Genomic DNA, 13,891 nt, shown 5'->3' on the forward strand with positions numbered 1-13,891 from the left:
GCGCCGATCCAATTGAAAAAAGATCGGCGCGCTACTCATTTGCCTGAGCGCATCCTGGTTCTAAAACCGTTTAGTTCTGCTGCATCACATTGCGCCAGAGGTCGACGCTACCTTCGCCTGCATGGGTATCGATTTCCTTGAGCTCTTCCTTGCTGAAACTCAGGTTCTTGAGCGCATCAAGGGAATCATCAAGCTGCTCGACTGTGCGGGCACCGACGAGCGCAGACGTCACACGAGGATCACGCAAGACCCAGGCAATCGCCATCTGAGCCAATGACTGACCACGCTTCTTTGCAATCGCATCAAGCGCGCGAACGCGCGCAAGGTTATCGTCACTGAGCAATCGCTCGTTGAAAGATCCGCCTCGGGCAACACGTGCGTCTTTTGGTACACCGCCAAGATATTTCGAGGTCAGAAGCCCCTGCGCCAGTGGTGAGAACGCAATACAACCCGTGCCTAACGCATCCAGCGTTCCAAGAAGTTCTTCCTCAATCCAGCGATTGAGCATCGAATAGGATGGCTGATGGATCAATAGCGGGATGCCTTCAGCCCGCAAGAGAGCTTCAGTTTCCCGAGTGCGTTCCGGATTGTAAGAAGAAACACCAATATAAAGCGCTTTGCCCTGACGAACCATCTGGACAAGAGCGCCAACGGTTTCTTCAAGTGGCACGTCGTTGGTTGGGCGATGCGAATAGAAAATATCAACGTAATCGAGCCCCATGCGCTGAAGGCTCTGATCAAGGGAAGCCAGCACATGCTTGCGAGAACCACCCCGACCATAAGGCCCGGACCACATATCCCAACCGGCTTTCGTAGAAATTACCAGTTCGTCGCGGTGATCGCGGAAATCTTTCTTCAGAACGTTGCCGAAGTTCTCTTCTGCCGATCCATATGGAGGGCCATAATTGTTGGCGAGGTCAAAATGCGTAACACCGCGATCAAAAGCCCGGCGAATGATGGCGCGACCTGTTTCAAATACATCAGCACCTCCAAAATTCTGCCACAGACCAAGTGAGATCGGCGGCAACCTCAGACCCGAACGGCCAGTGCGGCGATAGTCGACACCTTCATATCGGTCTGCATTGGGAATATACATGTCGTCTCCATACGAATTCATATGCGCTTACCCCATCTTCCATCAACATAAGTACGGGGCGCTGATGGTTGAATCAATCATGGTCAGTTCAATGGATCATTTAGTTTATCTCAACGATCAATCGGACGTAATTCCCGGATTGTTTTGATCAGCATCTGAAGACCATAAGGCAACTGGCGGCGGCTGGAATAATAGAAGGCCAGTGGAGGACCAAGAGGCCCATTCGGGCAGAATTATTTGTAGCTGTCCCGTTTTCACATATGGTTCAGCCAGTTTTTCCAGACAATACGCAATGCCGGTCCCGGACAGAGCAGCAGCCATAGAGACATCTGTTGAACCGGAAATCAGCGAGCCAGGAACATCAATCTGTAAACTCTCGTCCCCGCGATCGAACTCCCAATGGAAAATCTGACCTCGCCCCCGTTCTTATCCTGATGCAGTTGTGGTTCATCAGGTCAGCCGGATGTTTGGGATGTCCAGCGCGCGTCAGATAGGCTGGGGAGGCCACCGCAACCCAATTCAACGGTTCACTGATCGCAACCGCGATCATATCCTCGGGGATAGAGCCAGCATATCTGAGCCCGGCATCAAAACCCTCTGCCGTAACATCAAGAAAGTTGTCATCAGCAGCAATTTCCAGCTCAATATTTGGATAACGTTCGCGGAAAACGGGCAAGACAGATTGAAGCAACAGCGGAACAGCGTCCTTGAGCACGTTAATGCGCACGCTTCCTGCGATACCGCTGAATTGTCCCTGCAATTCTTCAATACCGCCGTTGATGATATCAAGACCGGCAGCAACTTTATCTGCCAATACCGCGCCTGCCGCAGTTGGAGCAACACTCCGGCTGGTTCGATTAAGCAATCTAACTCCAAGACGTGCTTCAAGCGCCTTCATTCGATGGCTAAGTGCAGACACGGATAAATCCAGTTGATCAGCAGCTTTTCGGAAACTCCGGTATCTCACAATCAGCAAAAACACAGAGAGATCGGAAAGATCGTTCCTATTTGTGACCATCTGGAAGCACCGCACCTTTCTCTCTTCGGTTGAAGCATTAGACTGGTTTTCTGAAAAAGTCGCATGCTAGGCCCAAAATTCTTCAATGCAGCGTCGGGCACGCGCGTTGGCTTGCCGTCAAATAAGTATTTTAAGACAGTGGAACCGATCACGCCTTTATACCAACGAGGTAATTGGCATATCGGAGTAAAGCGGAAGTTCAGTTGACGCTTTGGAATGGTTGTGTGACTAATCACGTGGGTTTCATGCGGCAATAATATCGAGCTTGAACATGTTCGAATACTGTATTGTTGGAGGAAATTGTTGGCCTGGCAACCGCACTGGCAATCACCAGGAGCGAACCAGACGCACGCATTCTCCTCCTCGAAAAAGAGCTCTCGCTTGCTTCTCACCAAACCGGGCACAATAGCGGCGTCATCCACGCGGGCATCTATTATCAGCCCGGTAGCCTGAAGGCTGAACTATGTCGGGCCGGGGAACGAGCAACAAAGCAATTTTGCGACACACACGATATCCCGTATCGAACACCGGGTAAGCTGGTCGTGGCAACAAATGATATCGAGTTGCAACGCCTCAATGGGCTTGAGGCAAATGCCGCAGCCAACAAAATAAACTGTCGGATGATCAATCAGTCGGAACTCATCGAAATGGAGCCCGCCGTCACCGGTCTGAAAGCTCTTTTGGTTGAACAAAGTGGCATTGTTGACTATCGGGCTGTTTCCAGTGCAATGGGCGAACTGATTAAAGCGCGCGGCGCAACAATCATTTGGGCACCGATGTCAGTTTTGTAGAAGAACGCAGCGATTGCATACGTGTTCATACCAACAAAGGTGTCTGGGAAAGCCGATACATCGTTGCCTGTGCCGGACTTCAGTCCGATCGCCTCGCGCAACGCTCTGGTTTGGAAATCGACTTTCAAATCGTACCGTTTCGGGGCGAATATTATGCACTCAAACCGGAGCTGAATAATTTAGTCGAACGAATGATTTATCCGGTGCCTGATCCGTCAATGCCGTTTCTTGAATCCATCTCACTCCAATGATGGATGGGAGCCTGACCGTAGGACCAAACGCCGTCCTCGGACTTTCGCGGGAAGGCTATGCAAAATTTTCTGCCAGTTTAAATGACATCATGACTTACACGCGCTTCCCCGGATTTTGGAAAGTCATCTCGCAAAATCTGCGGTCCGGCATTGAGGAAGTAAAGGATAGCGTCTTTAAATCAAGCTATCTCGATAAATGTCGAAAATATTGCCCCACACTTCAAGCAAACGACTTGCTTCCTTACAGAGCTGGCATAAGAGCGCAAGCGGTTTCCAATTCAGGCCACCTCATTCACGACTTCAAATTTTTGCAGACAAAACGGAGCTTGCATGTGTGCAATGCGCCTTCGCCAGCCGCCATCAGCCATCCCCATTGGAGAACTGATTTTAAGCGACTAAAGACTGCCTAGCCCGTCACGATCATTCGTGTTTCATCAAAGCCCGACCACATGGCAAAGCTCTTGCTCAATCTCAGTGATCTTAAAAGATTTTGATCTTTGGCGCGTAAAATGCTTCCGCATATGCTTCAGCGGCGCGGCATTCCATCCCACGCAAACGCGCAATTCCACGAAAAGTTTCCTGATCAAACCAGTCTTTGGATCGTTGAGTGCCGAAGTTTTTTATCAGCAGTTCAATCTTCTTTTCAGTACCACTGCTGACAATGCAACATAAGCATTTGGTCGCCCCAGATCACCGTCCCATTTGGGAATTTCATACTCCAGAATTAATTGGTCACGAAAAACATTCCATGTGAGTTCCCGAACCATACGGTGATCCTGATGGGCATCCCCCTGGCTATGCGTAAAAACAAGATCCGGCTGGTTTGTGTTGCGCAGCCCTATCAACCACTCTTTGATGGCCCTGCTCTGAGCAGGAAAATAACTGTCCTCAAAATCCTTTAAGTGAATTCTGCTTCTTTGCACTCCAACAAGAAAATCACGCGCCGAAGCTTCCGCTTCTGCGCGCCGATCCCTCCTCCCGACAAAACGCACCAATCTACCTCCAGAGGGACTCCCATCCCGATCAGACTTAGAAGCGTTCCTCCGCATCCAATTTCGATATCGTCTGAATGCGCGCCCAGACAGAGCAGTCTGAGCGGCCTGCCAAGTTGCGTCAGGGAACTCAGATCAATCATAGTGCAATCGCGATGTTGGCTGCACTAATTTCTGTCTTGTGCTTTTCCAGGGCATATCCCCTTCTCGACCATATCCTCGAGTCTGCCAATCTCGTAGCGTGTCCATCGAACGCCAGAAACCCTCATATTTATAGGCCATAAGCTGATTATCGGCGATCAGGCGGCTGAACGGTTCCAACACAAGCTCCTCACCCTCGCGCATGTAATCGAATATCTCTTTGCGGAAAAGGAAATAACCGCCATTTATCCAGATATCAGAGGTGTTGGAGGTTCTGAAAGCGCGGACATCGCCACCTTCTGCAATGTCGGCAAGATGGTATGTCAACGGCGGACGGACAGCCAGAAAACATGCCAGTTTACCGCTCTTGTGAAAACGATCGGTCATATCGTCGAGGTCGACATCACTGAGACCGTCGCTGTAGTTTGCGAGGAACATATCCTCACCTTCGACATGTGAACGTGCACTCCACAATCTTTCACCGATGTTGCGCCAGATACCCGTGTCGAGCAAAGTCACGCTCCAGTCGCGATCGACCTCTTCAAGCAAGCGAACATTGCGTCCACCATCGGAAACTACACAATCCGCAAATGTTTGCGGCCGTATGTTAAGGAAAAAGTCTTTGACCACATTTGCCTTGTATCCGAGGCACAAAACGAAGTCGTTATGGCCGTAATCAGAATAATACTCCATGACATGATGGAGGATCGGCTGGTGACCAAGCGGGATCATCGGCTTGGAACATTCTCTGAATATTCCCTTATTCGAGTGCCAAGGCCACCGCAGAAAAGAACGACCTTCATAATCTAGCGCTCCTCTGTGAGTAATGCTGGATCGATCAGTGTGACATGCGGGATAGGTATGATGAACTTTCCACCCCATTCGACCACATGCTGCATCTGACGAATAATCTCATCCTTGAAGTTCCAGGGCAGGATCAGAATATAATCAGGCTTATAGCTATCAATCATCGAGGTATCATAAATCGGAATATGCATACCGGAGTGAAACGACCGTGTTTGTACAGGTTGCGATCAACTGTGAAATCCAGAAAATCAGTTCCTATTCCACAGTAGTTAAGGAGCGTATTGCCCTTCCAGGCGCGCCGTAACCACAGATACGTTTACCCGCATTTTTTGCAGCGATCAGAAACGACAGCAGATCCCGTTTTGTACGACGTGTTTTTTCCGAGAATTGTTCATATGTGGAAATTTCATTGAGACCGAATGTCTGTTCGCGTTTCAAAAGCGCTGCAACGCGTGGCCCGGCCTTTCGTTTGCTGGCATTGTGCGCGAGATAAACACGGAGCGAACCGCCATGCGTCGACACCTCTTCAACGTCAATCACCTTGAGATGATGACGGTGAGCCATATAGCGGATCGTCAGAAGTGAAAAATATGAGAAGTGTTCGTGATAAATTGTATCGAACTGGTTTTGCTCGATCAGATTGGCGAGATGTGGAAACTCAAGAGTAATAACACCTTCAGGTTTTAGCAGAAGCTGCATACCCCGAACAAAATCATTGAGGTCCGGCACCTGTGCCAAAACATTATTTCCGATGATCAGATCAGCCTTTCCGCCTTCCCCAACCATTTGCGCGGCAAGGGTCGAGCCAAAGAAGTCGATACGGGTGGGCACGCCTTTGGAAATCGCTGTTTTGGCTACATTGGCAGCGGGTTCAATTCAGAATTGGAATACCCTTGGGTAGGAAATGCTGAAGCAAATAGCCGTCGTTACTTGCAATCTCAACAACGAAGCTATTTCCGTTGAGACAACTTTTCAGTAATTTCATCACAATAGATCCGAGCGTGATTGACCCAGCTTGTAGCATAGGAAGAAAAATAAGCATATTCGGTGAAAATATCGGCAGGGCTGAAATATTCTTTTAGCTGAACCAAATAACAATGGTCGCACACAAAAGCATATAGCGGATAATACGGTTCCATGTGATCAAGTTGTTCCACAGTGAGAAACTCTCACACGGCGGAGACATGCCCAGATCTACAAATGTGTGTTTGAAGTGTCCCGCACAAGCGGCAACCTGCCTGCTCGAGCCATGCCTGCACTCCGTGATATGCCCGGCGTTTGGATGGTCATAGATATACCTCGCCCTGCTCGGTCCCTTACGGGTATGTGGGTTTGAATTCCGTTCAATGCCGGACGATCAAAATTACTAAGTTTGCCCGGTTTTTCCGAGACTGTAATGAGGAGCGAGCCATACATACGATTGGCCGCCCCCACCATCCGTCGATTGATCCCCGACAATCCCCCTAACCTCGCCCAATGTCGATGAAGGGGTACATGGCTACGCCTTTTAGGTAGCTGGACCTTGATCTTAGGGCCGGTCCGCTGCCCCAAAAACAATACTATTCCCAAAGCACGGAACTGTCAGAATGACCATATGCAGTGATCTGAGGCGAACAATGCGATTTACCCGCTTAATATAGACGGTGCATGGTCCGTTGAACCAGAGAAGCTCGAAGATGAGCGGGGTTGGTTCGCGCGCGTCTATTGTGAGAACGCATTTGCCGAACGGGAAATGGAAACGGATTTCCCACAACACAGCCTCTCTTTTTCTCGGGAAAAAGGAACTTTACGCGGGCTGCATTATCAAAATGAACCACACTCCGAGACCAAGCTTGTGACATGTTTAAAGGCGTAATCTGGGATGTTCTTGTCGATCTGCGACCGAATTCGCCTACCTCGACGCTGGACTGGATTGGAGTTATCGTCGGAAAATGGCGTACAGCTCTACATTCCTAAAGGCTGTGCACATGGCTTTCAAACGCTCACGGACGATGTGTTGCTTCGCTATATGATATCTCGTCCCTACGCACCTGATTTCGCAACAGGATTACGACATGATGACCCTGCCCTCGAGTTCCATGGCCCGACACGCCAAGTGTCATGTCGGAAAAAGACAGAAACTGGCCTCCTCTAACCGCTGAATTTTGGTTCAGACACTCTGAACTTAAAGTGCCGTCAATAGACCGGCATCACGAAGCCGTTCTGCGGCATCTGCTAATTGTGCGAATGGCAACCCGGCACGCTCAGCCATATCGAGGAGCGAATGATCGCCGTCGGCCAGATTGAGCACCCATAACATAGTCATCGCATTCTTAGCCGCATTTCGATCCCCTCCAGTATTACCGTAAAGGCCTCGACGGCCAAGTTGCGGCTCCCCCTTTGGCGACAAATTAATCGGCGTCCAGTTACGCTCTGCAATCTCAATCGCTTGAATGATAAGATTATAAGACTGCTCCAGATATTCGGGTTTGATGAAATCAAGATTGTCAGCAGAAGTATGATATTCAGGAAACTCCCCATAAAGACTGCGCTGAAACAAACCAACCGGCAGATTGAAGCCCGGAGAACAAAACTGACGCTCGTCATATCCGTAGGGCCAAAAATCATGCAGTTTCGCCTCAGGAAGTCCGGACCCTTCCAGAACTTGCGTCATAATGCGATCGATTTCCGAATTGCCACGGCGGCTACGCTTATAATTGGGGCCACCACCGTCGCCAACACACGACAATACGATGCCATGCTTCACAAGGCCCAGATTCTCTTCGTTCTGTTTAAGCCAGGCGAGAGCCCCGAAAGTCGCAGGACCGAACAAAGCCGGTATGTGAAACGTGTCTTTCGCGACTTCAATGCTTCACCCAAGCGGGTAAGCAGCGCTATTCCTGAGCAGTTATCGTTGGCAAGGGAAGGGTGACAAAGATGAGTTGAAAGCAAGAAGGTTTCTTCTGTTTCACCCTGATGGATGAATTCACCAAAATTGAGAGAACCGTCGCGCCGTTCTGCATCAATCACCACCTCATAGGTCAGCTCCTTCATCTGCATAAGCGCATTATGCGTCATGCAGAAACCCCAGGCTTCCGTATGATAACAGGTGCGGTAGGGAATTAAATCGGGCTGATCAGGCGGTGTGTGTGTTCTTTTAGTTCGTTGAGCGTAAGTTTCTTGCGCACCGGCGTACTGAAATTGACGACGTGCAGATTGTGCTCTGCAAAGTCTACAACGCGCCGACCGGCAGAATCCATAATGTAGGCGCCCCGGATCAGCCACTCCTGCGGTGCCTGCCAATCGAAAAGTTGCGTACCCGTCTGGATTCTATGAATTTTCAACGGCAAATGCTCACCGACGATGGCGAGCGTTTCGCGCACGCCATCACCAGTGAGACTACGGCAAATTGGGAAGAGCCGCGAAGCGAGCTCGTAAATGCTCATTCCAGAGGAAGAATGCATTGCAGAATCTTCAATCTGCGGGCTGCCCAACCTGTTGTCCATTATGCAGTTGCCAGAAGCGGTTGTGGCTGCTCATCTAGCCGACGCAGATTGGCATCCAGCACACCTTGGGCAATTAGCTTGCGAATATGGGCAATACGCTGAAACCGCGGCCCCTCGAATTCCTCCAGTGTCAATGAAGACCGACTATACGCAGCCAGAAGCTCCTGTGCCCCTGCGACCGCATCCCATTGCGGCTTGGCCTCCGGCAAAACGCGCGCCAGTTTTTCAAAACTAACCCGATAAGAACGCGTGTCGGGGCCTGCATCATCTGCATACTCGATCCGGCAATCAGGAACATTGTCTGCAACAATGCTGGCAATATCGCGGATGCGGTAATTATGCTCGGTCGAACCCACGTTGAAAGATTCATTGAAGACCTTGTCACGCGGTGCTTCCATTGCTGCATTAAACGCGCGAGATATCGCGAATATGAACAATCGGTCGCCAAGGTGTACCGTCGGATTTAAGGTAGATAAGCCCCTTGGTAACTGCCCAGGCAACCAGATTGTTCAGCACAATGTCGAAACGCAGGAATGGCGAAACGCCGTAGGCAGTCGCCGGTCGCAGATATACCGGGCAAAAGCTGGAATCTGCCAATGCTCGTATCTCTTGCTCGGCCCTGACTTTGGAGCGTCCGTAAGCAGTGACGGGTTTAAGCTCTCCGGTTTCATCAATTAAATCCGCGTCACTGATGCCGTAATTGCTGCACGATGATGCAAATAAGAATCTGGCAACACCGGCTGATTTTGCCGCTTTCGCCATAGCCACACTGGCATGATGGTTGATCTCATAGGTAAGCTCTTCATTCAGATTGCCAAGCGGATCATTGGACAGTGCCGCCAGATGAATAACAGCGTCGAAACCCTCCAGATCGCGTGGAGACACATCGCGCATCATCTTACGGATCGTCGGCACATTCATAACCGTGCCACCTTCTTCGAAAAGACAATGCTGATATAGGCCGACATCATAGCCTGAAACATCATGTCCCGAATTGATCAGTGTCGGCACCATCACTGATCCGATATAGCCCTGATGCCCTGTAACAAGTACCTTCATGTCCGGTTCCTCAGCTGAACGATGGATTCAAGGTAACGGGCCTCATCGGAAGCGACGAGTTAAACGAAGGCATGTTTGCTTCGGACAAGCGGTGAATTAAGACGCGAAAGGTAGTGGAGACTACCTCTTTGAATGATCTGCAACTGTTCAGGACCGCCGATCAATAAAATCCAGTCGCTGTTATTTACATTTTTTCGGTCTTCCGGTGCCGGAAAAATGCCAAACTCATTGTCAAATTCTGGGCCGAATTCTGGTGCCTTTGACGGTAGAAATTTACCAGACGCAGATCAACCCATAAAGCCGATCTGACCATTGCCAATAACACTTCGTTTCACCTTAAAGCCGTCAGCATCACCATAGATGACGATCAGACTGTGATCTGGCAAAGCTGCCGCATAGCTTTGAGCAACGCCGGAAATCTCACTATCTCGATCTGGCTTCAGTTGCGACCATGGTATCTTATCGAAAAAAGCCTTCATGACTGACATAGACTGCGCTCCCGGACTGGCCAGTGCTTCTTGCCAGCTTTGATCCGAGGTGAAGACACCAGGGCCTGAAAAATGCCAGATGGGGTTGTTTCCAAAAAACTGCCCGGCTGCACCACCTAAAAGCGCGCCATATGCATTCCGCCGTATCATACGTGCAGTCGTCTCACGCTCATACTCATAGGCCCCTTCAAGAAAGATTATAGGCATTCCGCCTGATTTACTGCGATCCAGGATCGTTTTGTGAACGTCGTTATATGTATAGACCGTGTCGATCGCAAACCAAGGCTGATCTTTCCAGATCTCATTCGTGTTTGTATCGCGTCCCGAATGAACAGTCTGCAGCGCCTGGGGAGAAATTGCTGCAATTCCTTCTGCAAGCTTTGACACCAGTGCTCGATCCGGCGCATCAAAATCACCGCCCAACACCCAAACAATGTTGGAGAATTTCGAGAACCGTTGCGCGATGGCTTTGCCATAGACTTCCATTTTGTCAGGGCCCGCAGCTTGTGCTTTAGCGAACCAGCCCTGATCGCCACCGTTCACCCCAAGATATGCAGGAGCAAGAAAGACCACCAGCCCAAGCTTTTGGGCCTGTTCAATTGTCCAGGCAGCATGATCAAAGTATCTAGGGTTAAGCGCGCCAAAGGCCTCTCGTACGAAAGGTTGCTCACCATAGGCATTCCTTGGCGGATTGCGAAAACTGATGCTCAATCAGATTGACCAGAATGGCATTAAAGCCGCGCTTGCTGCGATCAGCCAGATAAGTTTCGACATCGCCTCGCTTCAGCTCTGCGATCAACGACCATGCCGTGTCGCCCTGCAACAAAAACGGCCGACCTTGAGCATCTTCAAAAATACGATGATCCTGGCTTACTCTGATCGGAAACGCATTTTCGGCTCGAACCACTCCTGTCAGAAGCAGCAGAAAACCCAAGATTAAACCTAATCGCGACAGCATCATCGCGTTGCTGGTGGATAGGATGGCGCATCGTTAAATCGGCGATACACCACTTGCGACGGGCGGCCAGTAAGATAATTGTCGACACCATCATTGAGAGCTCGAACATAAACGCCAAGCGCTCCATCAATTGCGTCGATTGTACGTGCAATGTCCGTATCACTGTGCGTGTAGCTTACAACCAGAGACGGCATCAAAACACCGCGCCGGATGGTCTCCTGAAGGAAAAGTGTCCGCAACGCCTGAGAGGATTGTCCATTCTCGTCGAGAGTAGCGTAAGCCAGGCAGCAAGGGCGTCCGACCAAGCGAACATTGTTTTCCAACCCATGGGCTGAAATCGCCGTATTGACCCCTTCGACAAGCTTCCGACCCTGTTCGTAAAGCCGTTCAATGACAGGCTCATCGCGATAGACTTTCATGGTGGCGATTGCAGCCGCCATAGCGTGCGTTTCGGCCCCGTGCGTGGTCGAAAGCAAAAAGACGCGGGCATAATCGGTTTGGGTAAGCCCACCGAGCTGCATATATTCAGCTTTCCCTGCAAGTGCCGAGATCGCGAAGCCATTTCCCAAAGCTTTACCAAAGCAAGATAGATCAGGCTCGATGCCATAAAGCTTCTGAGCGCCGCGCATATGCCAGCGAAAGCCCGTTATCATCTCATCGAGGATAAATAGAGCACCATTTTCATGGGCAATACGTTTTGCCTCATGCAGAAAGTTATCTTGAGGTTCATCCATCCGCGCGGGTTCAAGAATTAGCGCTGCAATCATGCCCGGATAATTTTCAAACAACGTTCTCACGCTCGCAATGTCATTGTAGCGAAAAGTGGTCGTCAAAGCTGACACCGATGCAGGAATACCTGCATTCATTTTCGTCGTTCCGATGAACCAGTCATCAGTCGAGAAAAACGGATGATCGGCACAACATGCTATCATATCGCGACCGGTATAGGCGCGCGCCAGACGCACAGCTCCGGAGGTGGCATCCGATCCATCCTTGCAGAATTTCACCATTTCTGCTCCCTCGATCAGCTCAAGGAAACTCTCCGCACATTCAATTTCAATCGCGCTTGGACGTGTAAAGTTGCAACCATCCTGCAACGCATCACGCGCCGCATGCAGCACCGGAGGATAGGCATGTCCAAGTCCCACGGCGCGATTGCCCATTCCGTACTCAATATACTGGTTTCCATCGACATCGAACACATGCGATCCGGAACCACGTTGTATGAAACCCGGCGCCAAGACCGGATATTGATCATCACCTTTGGCATAGGTATGGCAGCCGCCCGGTATGAGGGCATGGGCTTTACTTCTGAGCAATTGCGAATTGCGAAACCGGGATGTGAAAAGGTTCATGACCTTGTCCCTTTGTTAATTACCAGTTTTGACGATCACACTGTGGACCAGGCTGTGTTGAGGCGCTCTCGCATCTGTCGGAGCCAGTTCTTGACTGGTTTGGGCAGCCGGCTTCGCAGGCTTGATGTAAAGCGTTCGGCATTGTCCATTGTGAGCGCTAAAGATTGGGCAATGGCGGGCCGGTTCTGCATCAGGTTTTCGAGAAGCCCTGCATAGGCCTGCCCCGCCAGATCACTATTGAAAGCTACCGCGACTTTAAGGACGGCAGCCTGAGCCATTTCCATTCTCAACTGCTTATTGTCTGCAAGAAGATCTATATGACGCGCGGCCTGTCTGAAATCTCCAACAGGAAACAAAAAGCCATCTTCACCGTTTGTGACGATTGTATCGGTCACGCCCGCGATCTTCGAAACGACGGCAGGGCAACCCTGGCTCATTGCTTCAATTAAAGTAAGCCCAAAACCTTCAAAACGGGATGGCATAACCATAACGTCGTGCTGACTGACAAGCCAGGGGACATCTGATGGTGCGACCCAACTCGTAAAACTTACTTTCTCACGAAAACTTTCAAGCCGATGGCGCAGTTCAACCAAATCCGGACCGTCACCCGCGACAGTCAGATGATAGTCGCATTTTAGCTCACGCAGAATGTTGGGTAGCCAGAACACGCCTTTAGAATTGTCCTCAATTCGCGAGATAAAGCAACCGTAAAGGTGCGTTTTCATCCCGTGGGGAGGCCACCTGCGGGGCGAGAATGTCGCTTCAGACCATGTGGGATAACCAGCGTTCGCGCGGCATCAAAGCCATATTGGTTGACCAGATCATCCCGGCAACGTTTTGATACGCCAACCGTCGCATGAACATGATCGCGAATTGCACGAGCGGCCGCATAAGTTCCCGGCGTGATGTTGTGCACGATCATAATACGCAAGATGTCATCTGGGAGATATCGCACCAGATTTGTTTCAAAGCGGCTGGACAGGACGTTCACGAACACCGCTTCAAATTTATTATCGCGTAGAAACGCGATCATCCGTCTGGCACGTGTTTCCTCGTCCAGCACGCCCATCTGATCAATTGCATCGCCCTTTCGCAACGCATCACTTAGTCCCTGACCTGCAGGTGGAAAACTGATCGTTTCTCCTGCTGCTCCCGCAGCCAGCCACCGCAATTCAATGCCGGATTGTCGAAGTGACGAGCTCAGGCGCGTAAATACAGAGTAGGTCCCACCGATATGTGGACGGACAAAGTAAGCACATTTCATGATCACAACCCTGCTGCCCAGAGACCAAGACTTCGAGGGAAAATCCTCGAAGCCCTCCAGTATATCGGGGGCGTTTGATATACCGCTTGCCAGTGTAACGAAATTGCTCGACAACGCATTTTGTCTATGAGGGGTATATCCCTTCATACATTAGAGGATGGGGTTCACCCTTCTGCCAGTTTTCAT

At 50.4% G+C, this 13,891-nt stretch carries 8 protein-coding genes and 7 pseudogenes; 3 read left to right on the forward strand and 12 right to left on the reverse strand.

What is annotated here, in order from left to right; genetic code table 11:
- Nucleotides 1-70: 70 nt before the first annotated feature.
- The 3 genes from mgrA to C9380_RS23390 form a co-directional block, all read right to left on the reverse strand.
- Complete coding sequence (gene mgrA / locus C9380_RS23385; protein ID WP_024896708.1) at nt 71-1,096, reverse strand: L-glyceraldehyde 3-phosphate reductase; 1,026 nt, start codon at nt 1,094-1,096, stop codon at nt 71-73.
- A gap of 117 nt (nt 1,097-1,213) precedes the next feature.
- Complete coding sequence (locus C9380_RS28625) at nt 1,214-1,504, reverse strand: type 2 periplasmic-binding domain-containing protein (protein ID WP_353954657.1); 291 nt, start codon at nt 1,502-1,504, stop codon at nt 1,214-1,216.
- Nucleotides 1,458-2,114 carry a LysR family transcriptional regulator gene (locus C9380_RS23390; RefSeq protein ID WP_252869841.1) on the reverse strand — a complete coding sequence of 219 codons (657 nt, stop codon included), beginning with the start codon at nt 2,112-2,114 and terminating at the stop codon, nt 1,458-1,460. Before C9380_RS23390 ends, C9380_RS28625 begins: the two co-directional genes overlap by 47 nt.
- Before the next feature lie 287 nt (nt 2,115-2,401).
- Here C9380_RS23390 and C9380_RS28630 point away from each other — a divergent pair, with 287 nt between their 5' ends.
- Nucleotides 2,402-2,905, forward strand: coding sequence for an FAD-dependent oxidoreductase (locus tag C9380_RS28630; RefSeq protein ID WP_353954653.1), 504 nt, complete (start codon nt 2,402-2,404; stop codon nt 2,903-2,905).
- Complete coding sequence (locus C9380_RS28635) at nt 2,881-3,156, forward strand: FAD-dependent oxidoreductase (protein WP_353954654.1); 276 nt, start codon at nt 2,881-2,883, stop codon at nt 3,154-3,156. Before C9380_RS28630 ends, C9380_RS28635 begins: the two co-directional genes overlap by 25 nt.
- 480 nt (nt 3,157-3,636) lie before the next feature.
- Here the strand turns inward: C9380_RS28635 and C9380_RS23400 are convergent.
- From C9380_RS23400 to C9380_RS23410, 3 pseudogenes are all read right to left on the reverse strand, one after another.
- Nucleotides 3,637-4,291 (reverse strand): annotated as a pseudogene (locus C9380_RS23400) (PIG-L deacetylase family protein).
- Nucleotides 4,288-5,092: pseudogene (locus C9380_RS23405) on the reverse strand (sugar phosphate nucleotidyltransferase). Before C9380_RS23405 ends, C9380_RS23400 begins: the two co-directional pseudogenes overlap by 4 nt.
- A 3-nt stretch (nt 5,093-5,095) precedes the next feature.
- A pseudogene (locus tag C9380_RS23410) lies at nt 5,096-6,386 on the reverse strand (methyltransferase domain-containing protein).
- A gap of 346 nt (nt 6,387-6,732) precedes the next feature.
- On the opposite strand from C9380_RS23410, the pseudogene C9380_RS23415 reads away from it, so the two are divergent.
- Nucleotides 6,733-7,230, forward strand: a pseudogene (locus C9380_RS23415) (dTDP-4-dehydrorhamnose 3,5-epimerase family protein).
- Between the two features lie 30 nt (nt 7,231-7,260).
- Here the strand turns inward: C9380_RS23415 and C9380_RS27830 are convergent.
- The 6 genes and pseudogenes from C9380_RS27830 to C9380_RS28900 all read right to left on the reverse strand — a co-directional run bounded on the left by C9380_RS27830 (nt 7,261) and on the right by C9380_RS28900 (nt 13,705).
- Nucleotides 7,261-8,539: pseudogene (locus tag C9380_RS27830) on the reverse strand (DUF4910 domain-containing protein).
- A 41-nt stretch (nt 8,540-8,580) separates the two neighbouring features.
- Nucleotides 8,581-9,640 (reverse strand): annotated as a pseudogene (locus C9380_RS23425) (NAD-dependent epimerase/dehydratase family protein).
- A gap of 287 nt (nt 9,641-9,927) precedes the next feature.
- On the reverse strand, nt 9,928-10,839 hold the full coding sequence (locus C9380_RS23430) for a glycoside hydrolase family 140 protein (protein WP_252869842.1): 912 nt from the start codon (nt 10,837-10,839) through the stop codon (nt 9,928-9,930).
- Entirely contained in the window at nt 10,796-11,062 is a 267-nt protein-coding gene (locus C9380_RS27835) for an apiosidase-like domain-containing protein (RefSeq protein WP_252869843.1), read from the reverse strand. The genes C9380_RS23430 and C9380_RS27835 overlap by 44 nt, the downstream gene beginning before the upstream one ends.
- 23 nt (nt 11,063-11,085) lie before the next feature.
- Nucleotides 11,086-12,441: a glutamate-1-semialdehyde 2,1-aminomutase gene (locus C9380_RS23435; protein ID WP_024896698.1), complete on the reverse strand. Its 1,356-nt coding sequence runs from the start codon at nt 12,439-12,441 to the stop codon at nt 11,086-11,088.
- A gap of 35 nt (nt 12,442-12,476) precedes the next feature.
- Nucleotides 12,477-13,705: pseudogene (locus C9380_RS28900) on the reverse strand (glycosyltransferase family 4 protein).
- Between the last annotated feature and the right edge of the window lie 186 nt (nt 13,706-13,891).

It is taken from the genome of Brucella pituitosa (genome assembly GCF_003049685.1).
Classification (GTDB): domain Bacteria; phylum Pseudomonadota; class Alphaproteobacteria; order Rhizobiales; family Rhizobiaceae; genus Brucella; species Brucella pituitosa.